Annotated in this window: 7 protein-coding genes and 2 pseudogenes; 6 read left to right on the plus strand and 3 right to left on the minus strand. The window is 69.3% G+C overall.

Annotation, left to right across the window (positions count from 1 at the left end; all coding sequences use genetic code 11):
- Positions 1 to 181 precede the first annotated feature (181 nt).
- Entirely contained in the window at positions 182 to 1,744 is a 1,563-nt protein-coding gene (locus ABZ948_RS15930; protein ID WP_359759890.1) for a CBS domain-containing anti-phage protein, read from the minus strand.
- Between the two features lie 212 nt (positions 1,745 to 1,956).
- Here ABZ948_RS15930 and ABZ948_RS15935 point away from each other — a divergent pair, with 212 nt between their 5' ends.
- The 3 genes from ABZ948_RS15935 to ABZ948_RS15945 all read left to right on the plus strand — a co-directional run bounded on the left by ABZ948_RS15935 (position 1,957) and on the right by ABZ948_RS15945 (position 12,268).
- Positions 1,957 to 3,345, plus strand: a complete 1,389-nt coding sequence (locus ABZ948_RS15935; protein WP_359759892.1) for a serine/threonine protein kinase — start codon at positions 1,957 to 1,959, stop codon at positions 3,343 to 3,345.
- 225 nt (positions 3,346 to 3,570) lie between these two features.
- A complete protein-coding gene (locus tag ABZ948_RS15940; RefSeq protein WP_359759894.1) occupies positions 3,571 to 6,669 on the plus strand; it encodes an SNF2-related protein in 3,099 nt (1,032 codons plus the stop codon).
- Between the two features lie 58 nt (positions 6,670 to 6,727).
- A complete protein-coding gene (locus ABZ948_RS15945; protein WP_359759896.1) occupies positions 6,728 to 12,268 on the plus strand; it encodes an Eco57I restriction-modification methylase domain-containing protein in 5,541 nt (1,846 codons plus the stop codon).
- A gap of 58 nt (positions 12,269 to 12,326) precedes the next feature.
- On the opposite strand, the pseudogene ABZ948_RS15950 reads toward ABZ948_RS15945, so the two are convergent.
- Together ABZ948_RS15950 and ABZ948_RS15955 are read right to left on the minus strand one after the other, a co-directional pair.
- Positions 12,327 to 12,529: pseudogene (locus ABZ948_RS15950) on the minus strand (DUF397 domain-containing protein).
- Positions 12,523 to 13,248 (minus strand): annotated as a pseudogene (locus ABZ948_RS15955) (helix-turn-helix domain-containing protein); the annotation flags it as partial. The pseudogenes ABZ948_RS15950 and ABZ948_RS15955, both read right to left, overlap by 7 nt.
- 11 nt (positions 13,249 to 13,259) lie before the next feature.
- On the opposite strand from ABZ948_RS15955, the gene ABZ948_RS15960 reads away from it, so the two are divergent.
- Genes ABZ948_RS15960 through ABZ948_RS15970 form a run of 3 tightly spaced genes read left to right on the plus strand, consistent with a single transcriptional unit; the run spans position 13,260 to position 14,465 of the window.
- Complete coding sequence (locus tag ABZ948_RS15960; protein ID WP_359759898.1) at positions 13,260 to 13,772, plus strand: ATP-binding protein; 513 nt, start codon at positions 13,260 to 13,262, stop codon at positions 13,770 to 13,772.
- Between the two features lie 58 nt (positions 13,773 to 13,830).
- A complete protein-coding gene (locus tag ABZ948_RS15965; RefSeq protein WP_359759900.1) occupies positions 13,831 to 14,088 on the plus strand; it encodes a hypothetical protein in 258 nt (85 codons plus the stop codon).
- Entirely contained in the window at positions 14,085 to 14,465 is a 381-nt protein-coding gene (locus ABZ948_RS15970; RefSeq protein WP_359759901.1) for a PIN domain-containing protein, read from the plus strand. The genes ABZ948_RS15965 and ABZ948_RS15970 overlap by 4 nt, the downstream gene beginning before the upstream one ends.
- Positions 14,466 to 14,513: the final 48 nt, after the last annotated feature.

Raw genomic sequence — 14,513 nt, forward strand, 5'->3', positions numbered from 1 at the left:
CCCGGTCCGATGTCCGAGCCGTGCACGTCGACCGCGTACCAGCCGTCCTCACCGGTACGGACCGCTCGCCCGACCCCCTGCCAGCGCGGCCGTCTACCCGAATCCCTTGAGATCGCCAACAGTTCCCCCAGGGCCGTTGCGATCTCCTCGCGCCCCCCACCTGTTGTTCCCCCTATTGGTCTCAGTTCGAGGGATCCATGGAGCGAAGAAGTTCGAGCAGCCCCTGCGCCGGCAGCAACTGGTCGTCGGTGACGGGATCCGGGCTGAAGTGCATGAGGCTGTTGCGGAATTGGCGGCACTCCTCGAGCGCAGTCAGGAAGTACTCCTGGTCGATGGCCCAGCCCAGGGCGGCCCAGTTCTCGGGCACCTTGAGCAGGTGACCGTACGCTCCGAACGTCAAGTTCGCGGCGGAGTTCACCCGGGATGCGCGCCGTGCGGGAACCACCGCGCGGATGCGATCGAGCGGGATGCACCGGTCGACCACACGCCGCAGCCGCTGCTCGATCTCCTCGACGAGCACGAAGGGGCGTACGCGGGTCCCGAACTGAACCGTCAGGTCGGCCGCCGTGACCAGACCGCAGACCTTATGGTCGCGGTCCCGTACGAGCACGAACCCGGACTGCTGGACGGTGCCGATCCAGTCCAGCAGGTCGTCCGAACGGTCGGCCTCCTGGCCCCTGACCGTGGCGGATTCGAGGCTTGCGTGGGGATCGGCCATGTGGGCGCGCCCGATCGACTCCCAGCTGACGACGCCGCGCAGTCGCCCGTCCTCGTCGAGGACGGGAAGCTGGCTGTAGCCCCGCAGCACCATGAGCGTCATGGCGGTCTTCAGGTCGGCTCCCACCCTCACGAACTCGGGCATACGGTTCGCCGATTCGAGATTGCTCACGCGGTAGGCGACGGTCTGTGTCTCGACCTCGCCGTCGGCCTCGACGACACCATGGGGCACCGCCGTGGTGTCCGTGAACCGGGTCACGGCGCTGGTTCCGGAGGCGTCCGGCTCGGCGCCGCCCGCCAATACGGCGATCTTGCTGTCGATGCTGCCTTCGGTGAAGGGCGGCACGGTCACCAGTCCGCGCTGGTCGAGATCGTTCTTGATCTGCTCGACGGCGGCCGGATACCTGCGCTGGACGCCCCAGACGGCGAGGAAATCCCGGATGGACAGCGTGAGCGGTTCGTCCGCGGCGCGGCGGCGCACCTCCTCGTACAGTTTGGTGGGTTCCGTCAGGCTGGCGGCGAACTCGTCGGCGTCAGGCCGTCCCGGGTCGGGCTTGCCCTCGGCGAGGGCCGCTATGCGCTCCGCCGCCGCGAACCTGCTGAGTTCGAAGACGGTCAGCAGCGACCCCATGCTGTCGAGCAGATCGGGCTGGATCGACTGCCGGTCGATGTCCTTGACCAGCCACTCCACCCGGCGGATGTGACGCGGACCGTCCGCGGCCTGCGCCTGGTGCTCGTAGCCGCCCGTGACCCGGCCCACGGCCACCCGCCACGATTTGAGCGGCAGGACGACGAAATCCCCGGGCTGTATCTCATGCACGAAGCGGTAGAGCTGGCCGGTCCAGTTTCCGACCGTGTAGGGGCCCTCGTCGGGATAGGCGGCCGCCACGGCGGCCTTCATGTCCTCGCGGGTGGTGAGGTCGGTCAGGTCTCCCAGTTCGTGCCACCCGGCCAGGAGCACCCCTTCTTCCAGGGCCGCATGCTCCCTCTGACCGTTCTCTCCCGCCCGTACCACCCAGGCCCGCATGCCGTGCCTCCCCGTATGAACATGACGCCCGATCGCGCAGCGTGCTCATGTATAGCGTCCAGTGTTCAGCCACCCGCCGATTCAAGCCAGGTCGGGAACGGGACCATCGCCTCTCCTTCACCGACCGCCTCCGCCGTGACACTGCCCGTAAACTGATCGACAGCAGTGCGGCCGGGGGGCCGTGACATGAGCGTGGGGGTACGAGGGCGCCGATGGAGCCGCTGGACGCCGACAAGGACCCCCGTGTGCTGGGGCCTTTCGAACTGCTCGCACGGCTGGGGGAGGGCGGCATGGGTGTGGCCTATCTGGCCCGCCGGATCCCGCTGGACGGACTCACGGACGAGCTGACCGCGACGTACCACCTGGTCGAGCCCGACGAGGGCGCGGACGCCGCGGAGCCGCGGCTCGCCGTGGTCAAGATGATCCAGCCGCACCTACTGGACAAGCCGGGGGCCAGGAAGCGGTTCGACAGGGAGATCGACACGATCCGGGCCGTCGTCAGCGACCGGGTACCGGCACTCCTCGCGGCCGACACCGACGCGTCGGAACCGTGGTTCGCCATGGACTACATCGCGGGTCCGTCGCTGCACCGGATGGTGAAGGAGTCCGGCACGTTCTCCGTGGGCCCGTACGCCGCCCTGGGCCTCCACCTGGTGGACGCCCTGCGCGCCATCCACGGCACGGGGCTGCTGCACCGCGATCTCAAGCCGGACAACGTCGTACTGGGCCCGCACGGCCCGGTCGTCCTGGACTTCGGGCTGGCCACCCTCATCGAACGACGGACCAGCCAGGCGATCACCGGCCCCGGTGAAGCCTGGGGGACCAAGAAGTACATGTCCTACGAGCAGCTCCACAACTTCCCGAGCGCCAAGGAACCCACCGACGTGTACGCGCTCGGTGCCACGCTGTTCTTCGCGCTGACCGGCAGGCCGCCCTACCCGGAGGAGCCCCTCCTCACCCCGCCGCACTGGAACGGCGTCGGCGCGGACTTCCGCCCGCTGCTCGCGCAGATACTGGTGGACATCCCCGGCCTGCGTCCGGACCTTGACAGGGTGGACATGGGGCTGCGGGCCCTCCTTCACGAAGCGGGGCTGACCCAGGACCTGGCGTTCGAGCAGCTGAAGGTGCTCGTGGCGGAGGCCGGCCTGGCTCCGGAGCTGCCTCCTGAGGCACGCTCGGGCGGTGTCGATCCGGCGGTGCGGGATCTGGCTCAGCGGGCGGTCGATGCGGGGGCCGCGCCCGACGCGCCGTGGGCCGGGGGCACGCCCGTGGACCTGTCGAGTGGTGGCGCGGGTTTCTTCGGCATCGTCGACACCGACGACATCGAGCTGGCCGTGGATGCCGCCGAGGACGGCGTACCGGCCGGGTACAAACCGACGGTCGTCGACCAGCCCGAGGCGCAGCCCGCCGAACCACTTCCCGCGCCGAACCCACCGGACGAGGTCCCCGAGGCGCCTCCCGCCGAACACCCCGACCCCACCAGCTACCCCCTCCAGCCTCCGCGGCCGGCCGAGGAACAGCCCGCGGCTGCCCCGCCCCGTGCCGCATTGCGCGTGGCCGAGCGGCTGCGGAAGGCCTACGCGCACAGCGGCAGGCTGTAGCAGCGCGGACGGCGCGACCGCAGGCCGGCGAAGTCGGCAGGACACGCGGCCCCTCACGCCGTGCCCGGCCTGATCGCCAAAGCCCTGAGCCGTCCCACGTAAGCCTCCCACCTCACCTCTTCGGAGCCCTAGGCTTCACGGGGACGCCCTGCCCCGGCGGCATCGGCCACACTCGGCTTCATCGCCGCAGGACGTTCCCCGTACGACCCGAAAGGACCCGCACACATGCCCGACACCGCGCCCGGCAGCACTGAGGACCGCCCCGCCGCCCAGGCCATGGCGCAACCCGAAGGAGCTCCGCCCGCCGGCACGGTGATCGAGGTGCGGGACGAGGAGTGGATGGTCCGCAGCAGCGACGAGGTGCGCCCTGGCGAGTTCGTGATCGAGGCGGTCGGAGCGTCCGAGCTGGTGCGCGGCCAGGAGGCCCGGTTCCTCGTGCCCACGATGGACCAGCCGCGGATCCTGCTCCCCGAGGACACCGAGCTCATCGGCGACCGCTCGCCGCACTTCCGGCGCAGCCGCCTCTTCCTGGAGGCCGTGCTCCGCAAAACCCCGCTCCCGCAGACCGAACGCCGGCTGGCGCTGGCCGACGGCTTCCTCCTCGACCGCATGGACTACCAGCTGCGGCCCGCCGCGAAGGCCCTGGCGAACCCGCTGCGGCCACGGCTCCTGATCGGTGACGTCGTGGGGCTCGGCAAGACCCTGGAGATCGGGGTGCTGCTCAGCGAGCTGATCCGGCGCGGCCGGGGCGAGCGCATCCTCGTCGTCACGCCGGCTCCCGTGCTCGAACAGTTCCAGCACGAGATGTGGACGCGCTTCTCGCTGCCCCTGGTGCGGCTCGACAGCGCCGGCATCGCCCGGATCGAGCGGAAGATCCCGGCGGGCCGCAACCCGTTCACGTACTTCAAGCGCGTGATCATCTCCATGGACACGCTCAAGAACCCCAAGCGCTACCGCCCCTGGCTGGAGCACATCCGCTGGGACGCGGTGGTCATCGACGAGTCCCACAACCTCATCAACCAGGGCAGCGACCGGCGCGCCCTCGCCGACCTCCTGGCCGAGCGCACCGACGCCCTCGTACTGGCCAGCGCGACCCCCCACAACGGCGACATGCAGGCCTTCACCGGCCTGATCCGCCTCCTCGACCCCATGGCGGTCAAGGACCCCCGCAATCCCAAGGCCGAAGAGCTGGACCATCTGATGCTGCGCCGCACCAAGGTCAGCGCCGAGGTCGCGGCGCAGCTCAAGGACCACTGGGCGCCGCGCGGCGGCTCCCATCCGGTGCGCTGCCAGGCGAGCGAGCTGGAGGAGGAGGTCTTCCAGGAGCTGGCCGAGCACTGGCTCAAGCAGCCCGACGCCCAGGCCGGTACGGAGGACAGACTGTTCCCGTACGTCCTGCTCAAGTCGTTCCTCTCCTCGCACCGGGCCCTGTTCGTCACGGCCCGCCAGAGGCTCGCCAAGACGGGCCACCGCCTCCCCGACGGACACAAGATCGTTGACGTGCCCCCGGCCGACGTCGAGGCATGCACGCCCGAGGCCGCCTCCCTCCTGCGTCTCATGGAGCTTGCCCGAGCCATCGACCGCGCGGCCGGCGGGGAGGACGGGCTGACCGCCACGTCCAAGCTCGCGGGACTGGTCGAGGAGCTGCGCCGCATCGGCGTGGGGGCGGGCAACGTGCCCCGGGCGGTCGTCTTCTCCGAGCGCCGCGAGACCCTCGACTGGCTGGGCGAGGTGCTCCCCCCACTGCTGGGCTGGAAGAAGAAGGACGACGCCAAGGCCGCCGTCAAGGTGCTGCACAGCACCGGCGTCTCGGACAAGGTGCAGATGGAGTACGTCGACGAGTTCGCCCGCGCGGGCGGCGACGTCCGTCTGCTGCTCACCGGCGACGGCGCCTCCGAGGGCGTCAACCTGCACCGCCAGTGCCACCACCTGATCCACTGGGATCTGCCCTGGAGCCTGATCAGGGTCGAGCAGCGCAACGGCCGCATCGACCGCTACGGCCAGACCGAGCCGCCCGAGTTCCGCGCGATGATCCTCGAGTCGTCTGTCGAGGGCGCGCTCGACGACACCGATATCGCCGAGAAGGTCCTCGCCCGTGAGGCCAGGGTGCACGCCGTCCTCGGCGCCGTGGAGGCGGCGACGAGGGAGAACGACGGCGACCTGGAGGAGAAGCGCGTCATGGAGGCGCTGCTCAAGGGTGAGGCGCCGCAGGAGGCCGTGGCGGACCTGGAGTCCGTTCCCCTGGACGAGGGTGTCACCCCGGCGGACCTGCCGCTCGCGCAACAGCTGAACGCCGAGTTCGGTGCGGACGGCGATCCGTTCGAGGACGCCGACTTCGACTTCGACACGGACTACGACGGCGACGCGGGCTTCGATTTCCACGAGGCCCCCGACACCCCGGGCGCCCCGCAGGAGGAGCCGGCCCCCGCCGCCCAGGCCGCCGCCCATTCTCCCCTCCACCAGGTCGAGGAACTGCGCCTGTTCAAGGACCGCCGCGAATACGTCCTCGCCGGCCTCGCGGAACTGGCCGACCTGGAACCCTTCCGCCTGGACACCACCGTGAACGGCACCGACCTCAGCTTCGACACCCCGGACGACCTCGCCGACCGGCTCGACGTGCTGCCCGCCGGCTACCTGCGCGACCAGGGCATCACCCGCCGTATGAAGCTCACCTTCAGCAAGAAGGACGCGGCCGACTCCCTGAAGCGGGCCCGCGAGGACGCCGATTCCTCCTCCCTGTGGCCGGACGCCCACTACGTCGGCGAGCTGCACCCGGTCATGGAGTGGATCACCGACAAGGTCCTGGTCCAGCTGGGCCGTCAGCAGGCGCCGGTGATCCAGGTGGACCGCACCCGCCTGCCCGAGCCGGTGTTCCTCACCCAGGGCGTGTGGTCCAATAAGGACGGGCGGCCGACGGTCGTCGCCTGGCTGGCCGTTGACCGGCTCGGCCGACCGGACGGGGAGCCCCGGGTCAGGGAGCTGACCCGCACCCTCCTCGCCGACCTCGGCCTGGGCCCGGACATGCCCGACCACTTCGCCGAGGGCGACCCGGCGGCGCTCCGCCGCCACGTGCGCGAGGCCGTTGAGGCCACCCGCCGCGAGATGAGGCTGCGCCGCGAGGACGCGGAGAAGCTGGTCGACCGCCCCCTGCGCGAGTACGAGAAGAAGGTCGGCCTCTGGCGCGCTCAGACCCTCCCCGGTTTCAGCGGCGGACGCACGGCCCGCGACCGTGCCGCCGAGAACCTCGAAGAGGCGGCGACCCGGCTCCGTACGACGGGCGAGCCGATGGTGCGTGTCCTGGCGGCCCTGGAGCCGAGCTCATGACGACGCCCCGATCCCCCCGATCCACCACCACTGACGCGATCCGGCAGGAGCAGCAAGCGTGAAGTTCGACGCTCTGACCAACGAAGGCGAGTACTTCCCGCCCTTCTACCTGGACGAGATCCTGCCCAAGCAGCTCAAGACCGGCCGCCTGAAGGAGTGGACGGCCGAGGAGCGCCAGGGCCGGCCCACGCCCCGCCAGGGCCTGCGCGACCTCACGGGCCCGTACCTCGACGTACGCCTCGGCGTGGGCGGCGAGGCCGAGAAGTACAACCCGCTGCCCGACGCCGGGGCGATCGCGGCCCAGCAGTCGGCGACGGAGGCCCTCAAGGCGCACACGGGCCCGGACGGGCCGCCCGCCTTCCAGCCCGCGACCGCGCCGCGCGTCTACGACGAGACCCCGGAGGGCGCCTGGCGGGCGGGCCTGAACGCCTGGCACGTACGGGTCCTGGAGGCCCTGGGGTTCACCCCCGCCCCCGGTCACCTCACCGTGCACGGTGCCGCCGCTCCGGTCGCGGTGCCCGTGGCCCACAGCGAGCCGGGCATCGTCGTCCTCACCGGCGGCTTCGCCGACGACGTGGCCGCCACGCGCGGCGAGGGTTCCGCCAACCGCCTGGCCGTCCCCGTCCGGGTGGCCTCCGGGAAGACCCTCACCACGGTCACGGACCTGGCGGCCTGGCTGCTGTCCGCCGACGACGCGCCCCGCTACGCGCTGCTCCTCTTCGGCGGGGTCATCGTCCTCGCGGACCGGGAGAACTTCGCGCGCGGCCGTCATCTGGCGGTCAGCCTGGAGGTGGCGCTCCCCCGCAAGGGTCTCAAGGGCGCGACCGCCGGCGAACTCGACGTGATCGCCGCGTTGTTCGGGGCGCAGTCGCTCCGTCCCGCCGAGGACGGTGGGGACGACGACATCGCCCGCCTGGTGGCGGAGTCCCGGGACCACTCCGTCGGCGTGACCTCCGACCTGCGCGAGGGCCTCAAGAAGTCGGTCCAGCTGATCGCCAACGAGGTGCTGGAGCTGGCGGGCAGGAAGGGAGTCCGGCCCGACGACCTCCCCGAGTGGCTCCCGGGCCCCCTCGCCGACCCCGGCGCCCTGCCCCGCCTGCTCACCAAGGAGTCGCTCCGCTACCTGTACCGCATCCTCTTCCTCCTCTACGCCGAGGCCCGCCCCGAGCTGGACATCCTCCCGATGAAGAGCCCGGAGTACACCTCCGGGTACAGCGTGGGCCGACTGCGCGAGCTGGTCGTCCAGGAGAAGCTGTCCAGCGCCTCGCGCGACCGCCACCACTTCCACGACTCGCTGGCGCTGCTGTTCGAGAAGGTCTTCACCGGTCATCCGGTCGCCGAGACGGTCACCTCGCGCGGTTCCGTGGCCGACGTCGACAGTGAGACCCCTGAGCTGGCCGAGGACGACGGCTACGCGGGTGTCCGCATCGAGGCCCTGCGCTCCCGGCTCTTCGACCCGACGTCGATAAAGCTCGTCGACCAGATCATCGTCCACCCCGCCGACAAGGCTCCTGACGGTACGGTCCCCGACACCGCCCGCCGCCTCGACCTGCGCCTGCGGAACAAGGTCCTGCACCAGGTGCTGCGCAACCTGACCGTGGTGGAGGGCCGGGGCCGTGGCGGGCGCGGCGGCTTCATCTCGTACGCCAACCTCGACATCAACCACCTGGGCGCGGTGTACGAGGGCCTGATGTCGTACACCGGGTTCATCGCCGACGAGCCGCTGTACGAGGTCGCCAAGGGCGGCGACCCGAGCGGCGGCTCCTGGCTGATCAAGGCGAGCCAGGTCGCCTCGGGGCGCTACCCGAACGACGTGTTCGTGGGGACGGAACGCGACCCGCAGACCAACGAACTGGTGCCGGTGCCGCGCAAGGTGGACTCCTACGTCTACCGTCTCGCCGGCCGTGACCGCGAGACCAGCGCCTCGTACTACACGCCGAAGTCCCTCACCGAGGCGACCGTCGAGCAGACCCTGCGCTTCCGCCTGGACGAGAAGGGCGAGGTCGACCCCAAGGAGCCGGAGAAGGCCTGGATCAACGCCGCCGACGTCCTGAAGTGGCGGGTGTGCGAACCGGCCCTAGGCTCCGGCGCGTTCCTCAACGAGGCCGTCAACCAGCTCGCCGAGCTGTACCTGAAGCTCGCCGAGCGCGAGCGGGGCGTGGAGATCGACCCCGAGGACTACCAGCGCGAGCTGCAGAAGGTGAAGGCGTACATCGCGCTGCACAACGCGTACGGCGTCGACCTCAACGAGACGGCGGTGGAGCTCGCCGAGATCTCGTTGTGGCTGAACACCATGCACCGGGGCATGAAGGCACCCTGGTACGGCCTTCACCTCCACCGGGGCAACTCCCTGATCGGCGCCGCGCGCAAGGTGTACCCCGGCAACAGCCTCAGCAAGGGCGGCTGGCTGACGTCCAAGGAGCCGCAGAGGCCCCGGCATGTGCCGCTGACTGAGAAGCTGAAGGCGCGGGAGGTGCACCAGTTCCTGCTGCCCGCGATGGGGTGGGGGTCGATCGGGGAGAAGGTCTCCGTCCGGACGCTGAACAAGGGCACGTCCAAGGAGACCGTCAAGGCCGTGGTCGACGGGAAGGTCGTCGACTGGCTGGAGCCGGAGTTGGTCGAGGCGCTGCGCAAGTGGCGGTCGGCGATGCGACGCAACCCGAAGGGGGACCCCCGGAGGGCGCCCGCGCCGAAGAAGAAGGCGGCGCCGACTCCGGAGAAGCAGGCGGAGAAGGACGAGGCGCTGGGGCAGGGTGCCTTCGATCTTGGGTTGGAGATCTGGGAGCAGCCGACGCTGGGGGTTACCTCGGCGGTGGCTGGCAGTGGGGGAGGTAGTGGTGCGTCGCGGGTGACGGCGGCGGCATCGGTCAAGTCCGCGCAGGACGATGACGAGGAGCCCGGAGCTCGGACGCAGACCGGGCGGTTGATCGGGCTCGCCCGGCGGGTCGAGTACCTGTGGGACCTGGTCGTGATGCGGCTGAGGCTGTCCGAGGAGGAGATCTCGCGGCACGTGGATGTCTGGGGGGCCGCGGTTCCCCGGGAGGAGGAAGGCGGTGCGGGGCGTCGTCGTCCTCCGATGGACCGGGACGCCGTCCTGAAGGCACTCCAGCGGAGGGGCACCCCCTACTGGCGGCTCAAGCAGGTCATGGACGCCTGGTGTGCGCTGTGGTTTTGGCCGCTGGAAGAGATCGGGCTGCTGGACGGCGCGGACGAGTTCCAATACCGGCCGAACGGGGAGGACCGCACGACTCTGCCCAAGGGGCACGCCAAGCGGAAGGTCGCGCTCAAGTCCCTAGACGACTGGATTGAGTTCGCGGAGGCCGTGCTCGGACGGGTGGATGTGGACACCGGGGAGGGGCAGCAGGTGTCGTTGCTGTCCTTCGAGGGAGTGCAGGACCTTCATGAGCTGGATGAGAAGGAGGCCGAGCTCGACGAGAAGATGACCGAGGCCACGGCGTGGTCCCGGCCGGCGGATCTCGGGGACACGTTCCCGTGGTACGAGTCGGTGCAGCGGATTGCGGAGGAACGGGGCTTCTTCCACTGGGAGTTGAACTTCGCCCAGGTCTTTGCCGAGGGCGGGTTCGACTTGATGGTGGGGAATCCGCCGTGGGTACGGCAGGAATGGGACGAGAACGGGGTCCTCGCGGAGGCCGAGCCGTGGTTCGTGCTGGGCGGCAAGGACACCGAGGCCGACCGGGAGTGGAACGTCGCCGAGGTCCTGAGCAGGCCTGAGAACCGGTCGTTCTATCTGGGTGAGCTGGGGACCGTGGCCGGTGTTTCGGAGTTCCTGTCGTCGGCGGATACGTATCCGGAGTTGGTGGGGACACGGCCGGATATGTATCGGGCGTTCATGCTGTCAGGGTGGCGGGCTATCGGTGAGCGGGGTATCGCCGGTCTGATTCATCCGTCCACGCATCTGACTGGATCAAATGAGGCGGTTCTGCGTGCGGCTGCCTATCGGCACCTGCGCTTCCACGCGGACTTCACCAATGAGCTGCTCATCTTTGCCAACCCGGTGGGTAACAGTAGCCATTTCAGCGTCAACGTGTATGGCAAGGACCAGGACATCCACTTCCAGCACATGAGTTGGCTGCTGCACCCCAGCGTCCTGGTCAAGTCCGTTCGGCACACCAAGATGGACGACCCCGTGCCGGGCGTCAAACACGAGGGCAAGTGGGACCTGCGAGCGCACCAGGACCGGATCATCACCGTGGACGAGACGCGCCTTACGGAATGGCTCGAACTGGCAGGAGAGGAGAATCCGCCGCCGGCCGAGCAGGCCAAGCTCCTTTACCCCGTGACACGAGCCGAGGAATCCGCCATCAGCGCCCTCGCGAAGTGGCCGCATCGGCTTGGCGCGCTGCGTCCACGGATCAGCGGAGGCTTCAACGAGAAGACCGACCGTACGAAGGGTTACTTCACCTGGACCCCCAGCGAGGTCGACAGCTGGCGGGACGTCATCCTCCAAGGACCGCTGATTCACGTGGCCACGCCGCTTTACAAGCAGCCACCGGAGGGCGGCTCGAAGAGCATGCGTGATTACGAGGCATGGGATCACCTGAACCTTGCGGTGGGCGCGGTGCCGCGCACGAATTACCTCCCTACCGGGGACCGGGCCCGGTTCGTAGGCGCGCAGGACCACTGGGTGGATCACGAGCGAATTGCCCAGCTTCGGAACGACCCGGCTGCGGTCGCTGCTGCGGAGGCGGAGGTCAGGGCAGCCGACCCGGAGTTGGATGAGCGGCTCATTAGCGAAGCTGTCGAGGACCTGTTCCTGGCGGCGAGCATGCGACCGTACTCTGCGTTTTACCGGGTGGCGTGGCGCAGGCAGATCGCGTCCAACACTGAACGGAGCCTGTTCGCGGCCATCATTCCGCAAGGTCCTGTGCACGTGGACTTGGTGAACTCTATGGCGCTGGGCAGTGCCACTGACACTGTGCTCGCTGCTGGCTTCATGGCTGCTTTGCCGTTGGACTACTACTTGCGTGCCACTGCCCGTAATGATCTACGCATCGGTGAGGCCAAGACGCTGCCTGCCCCCACCGAAGGCCACCCCCTTGCCCCAGCCCTCCTCCTTCGCACCCTCCGCCTCAACTGCCAGACCAACGCCTACGCCCTCCTCTGGGAGGAGCTGTACGACACAGCCTGGCAGCAGGACACCTGGGCAGCCTCTGGAACCTGGCCCGAGTCCACGCCTCCGCTCGCCGAAGGCGTAGGCCGCACCTGGACCCGCGACACCCCCCTCCGCACGGAGTTCGCCCGTCGCGCGGCGCTCGTCGAGATCGACGCCCTCGTCGCCGTATGGCTCGGCATCAGCGCGGACGAACTGGTCGCGATGTACGACGCCCGGTTCCCCGTACTCCAGCAGTATGAGGAGAGCATGTGGTTCGACGCGACCGGCCGGCGTATCGCGAAGGCGCACCAGCAACATGGCTACGGGCAACCCAAGGACGCCTGGAAGACGTTGAGCTCACACGACGAGTTCCCGAACGCCTACACACTCCCCGACGGTTACACCGACCCCCTCTACCAGGCCCGCCGCAAGGTCGAGATGAAGGTGGCCCACGCCGAGTTCACGCGCCGCATGCGCGAGGCGTGACGTACGAGAGCCCTGCCGCCCGACAAGGACCAGCAGGGCTCTCGCGTACGTAGGACCGTCAGGCTTCCCCGACGAACCCCGCCCACGCTTCACGCGACACACGTATGACAGGCCCGGCCACGGCCTTGGAGTCCCGACCGTGCACAACTCCGTACCGGCCGCGACCTAGACGCACTGACCACCTTCGGCTCCGCTGTAGCTGCTCTTGAACCAGGTGAGACCGGACGCGATGGTTGAGGACTCAGAGTTGTTCGTAGCGATCCCAGCAACCTTTCGATGAAGTCGAACGACTCTCGCGACGGGAGAGCCTGCGATCGGTGATCTCATAGCGGGCGGCTGCGAGAGTCGTCTGTTCCGGCTCCGTCTGGAGGGCACTGGTTCCCTGCGCCTCGGTGTAGACGAACCTCTTTCCGTCCTTGCGTGTAATGACCGTGAATGCACCGTCTACACCTGCGTTGTGCTCGCGATCAGTCGGCATGACCTGAATCTCGCCGTGGGGCTTGTCGCCGATCAGCAGCAGTTGCTTCAATTGCCCACGGTGCACGTCCTTGCCTCCCGACGGGTGCCACAGAGCCGCCTCGTCGAGGACGAAGCTCAATAGCGGCGCGGGCCATCGGCTGAAAATGTCCTGCCGAGCCAGGCGAGCCGTCACGCGTTGCTCGATGGTCTCCTGGTCCAGGACGGGACGCCGCATAGCGAGCACTGCCCGCATGTACTCCTCGGTCTGGAGCAAGCCGTTGAGCACATGGGTGTCGTACGCGAGCAGTTCGACGGCCATGAAAGAACACCGGATACTGAGCCCGCTCCACCTGCTCCTTCCACACCGTCAGCAACCCACCCGCCCCCAACACCTCATCCGCCTGCTCTATCGTCCCCGGCGGCGGAATCCTCCGCCCCTGCTCGAACGACGCGACCGTGGACGCCGAATAGCCGATCCGCCGCCCGAACTCCTCCCGCTCCAGCCCCGCCCGCACCTGCAGCGTCTGTCGGTATGACGAAGAAACCCGGCACCTCCACCCACACCTCTCAACCCGACCGCTCCGCGGTCTACTTGATTACCCCTCACGCGCCACTCGACTGCACGTTCGGGATGTGCTTCACCTCCATCCCGCGCCGCGCCCGCCTCGCCCGGAGGCTCGCCGCGCACCGGCTCGACGTCTGGGGGATCCCGTACGACTCCTACCGGCACGACGCGATCGTGCTGGTCATCGCCGAGCTGGCCAGCAACGCCGTAGCGCACGGCCACGTTCCCGGCCGGGGCTTCCATCTTCGCCTACAGGTGATCGCGCACACGCAGACCGTCCGGGTCGAGGTCACCGACACCCGCGTCGAACGGGCGCCGCCCCGCACCGACGCCCTCCGGGCGCCCGGCGCCGAGGACACCGGCGGCCGAGGGCTGCTTTTGGTCGCCGGACTCGCCTCCCGTTGGGACTGGCGCCTCCGGTCGGACGGGGGACCAGGCAACACGGTCTGGGCAGAGTGTGCCCTCGCGATCCCCGAATGAACTGGACGGGTACGTACCCGTACCCGTATTCTGGCGGCGTCCGAACGAGGAGGCAGCCATGTCCGACGCCAACGTCCGCATCCCCGCCGAAGCTCGGGACAGACTCGCCCGGATAGCTTCCTCCGAAGGCATGTCCCTGCGTGGCTACCTGTCCCACCTCGCCGAAACGCTGCTCACCCCCGAGGAACGCGCGGAACAGGCCGAGCAGGCTCGCGCCGCACTGCGGGAATGGAACGGCTACGACCCGAGCGCGGACGAACAGGCGGCGCTCGACGCCGAGTTGGACCAGCGCTTGCGTCAGGCGGGAGCGCGGTGACCGAGCCCCTGCACATCGTCCTCGACGACACGGCGATGGTCGCGGCCGGGCAGGGCAACGTGCTCGCCTCGCGCCTGATCCATCGCGCCCATGCCGAGGCGGGCTGGTTCCTGTACGCCCCGGCGTGTGCCCTGGTCTCGGCGGACCGCGTACGGCCGGGCACGGCGGAGCACCTCGCCGCGCTCCCGGGTGTGACCGTTCTCGACCTGGACCTGCCCGCCGCGCTGGCCTTGGCCCGCGAGGACTCATGGGCGCCGGCGCACACGCGGTACGCGGCCGAGCCGACGCCGGAGCGGCCGAACGGCGCGGTGGTCGCCACCACCGAACCTGAAGCATGGAAGGGGCAGCCGGTGAGGGTCATCGACCTCAGACCCTGATCATCCTCGTCCCGGCGAACGCGGGTGCACTGTCAGTGGCCGGTCGTA

This window comes from Streptomyces olindensis (assembly GCF_040645895.1).
In the GTDB taxonomy this organism is placed as follows: domain Bacteria; phylum Actinomycetota; class Actinomycetes; order Streptomycetales; family Streptomycetaceae; genus Streptomyces; species Streptomyces olindensis.

Excerpts from the sequence above, each read along its gene's own strand:
- ABZ948_RS15930 (WP_359759890.1), bottom strand. The coding sequence starts at position 1,744 with ATGCGGGCCTGGGTGGTACGGGCGGGAGAGAACGGTCAGAGGGAGCAT.
- ABZ948_RS15935 (WP_359759892.1), top strand. The coding sequence starts at position 1,957 with ATGGAGCCGCTGGACGCCGACAAGGACCCCCGTGTGCTGGGGCCTTTC.
- ABZ948_RS15940 (WP_359759894.1), top strand. The coding sequence starts at position 3,571 with ATGCCCGACACCGCGCCCGGCAGCACTGAGGACCGCCCCGCCGCCCAG.
- ABZ948_RS15960 (WP_359759898.1), top strand. The coding sequence starts at position 13,260 with ATGACGAAGAAACCCGGCACCTCCACCCACACCTCTCAACCCGACCGC.
- ABZ948_RS15965 (WP_359759900.1), top strand. The coding sequence starts at position 13,831 with ATGTCCGACGCCAACGTCCGCATCCCCGCCGAAGCTCGGGACAGACTC.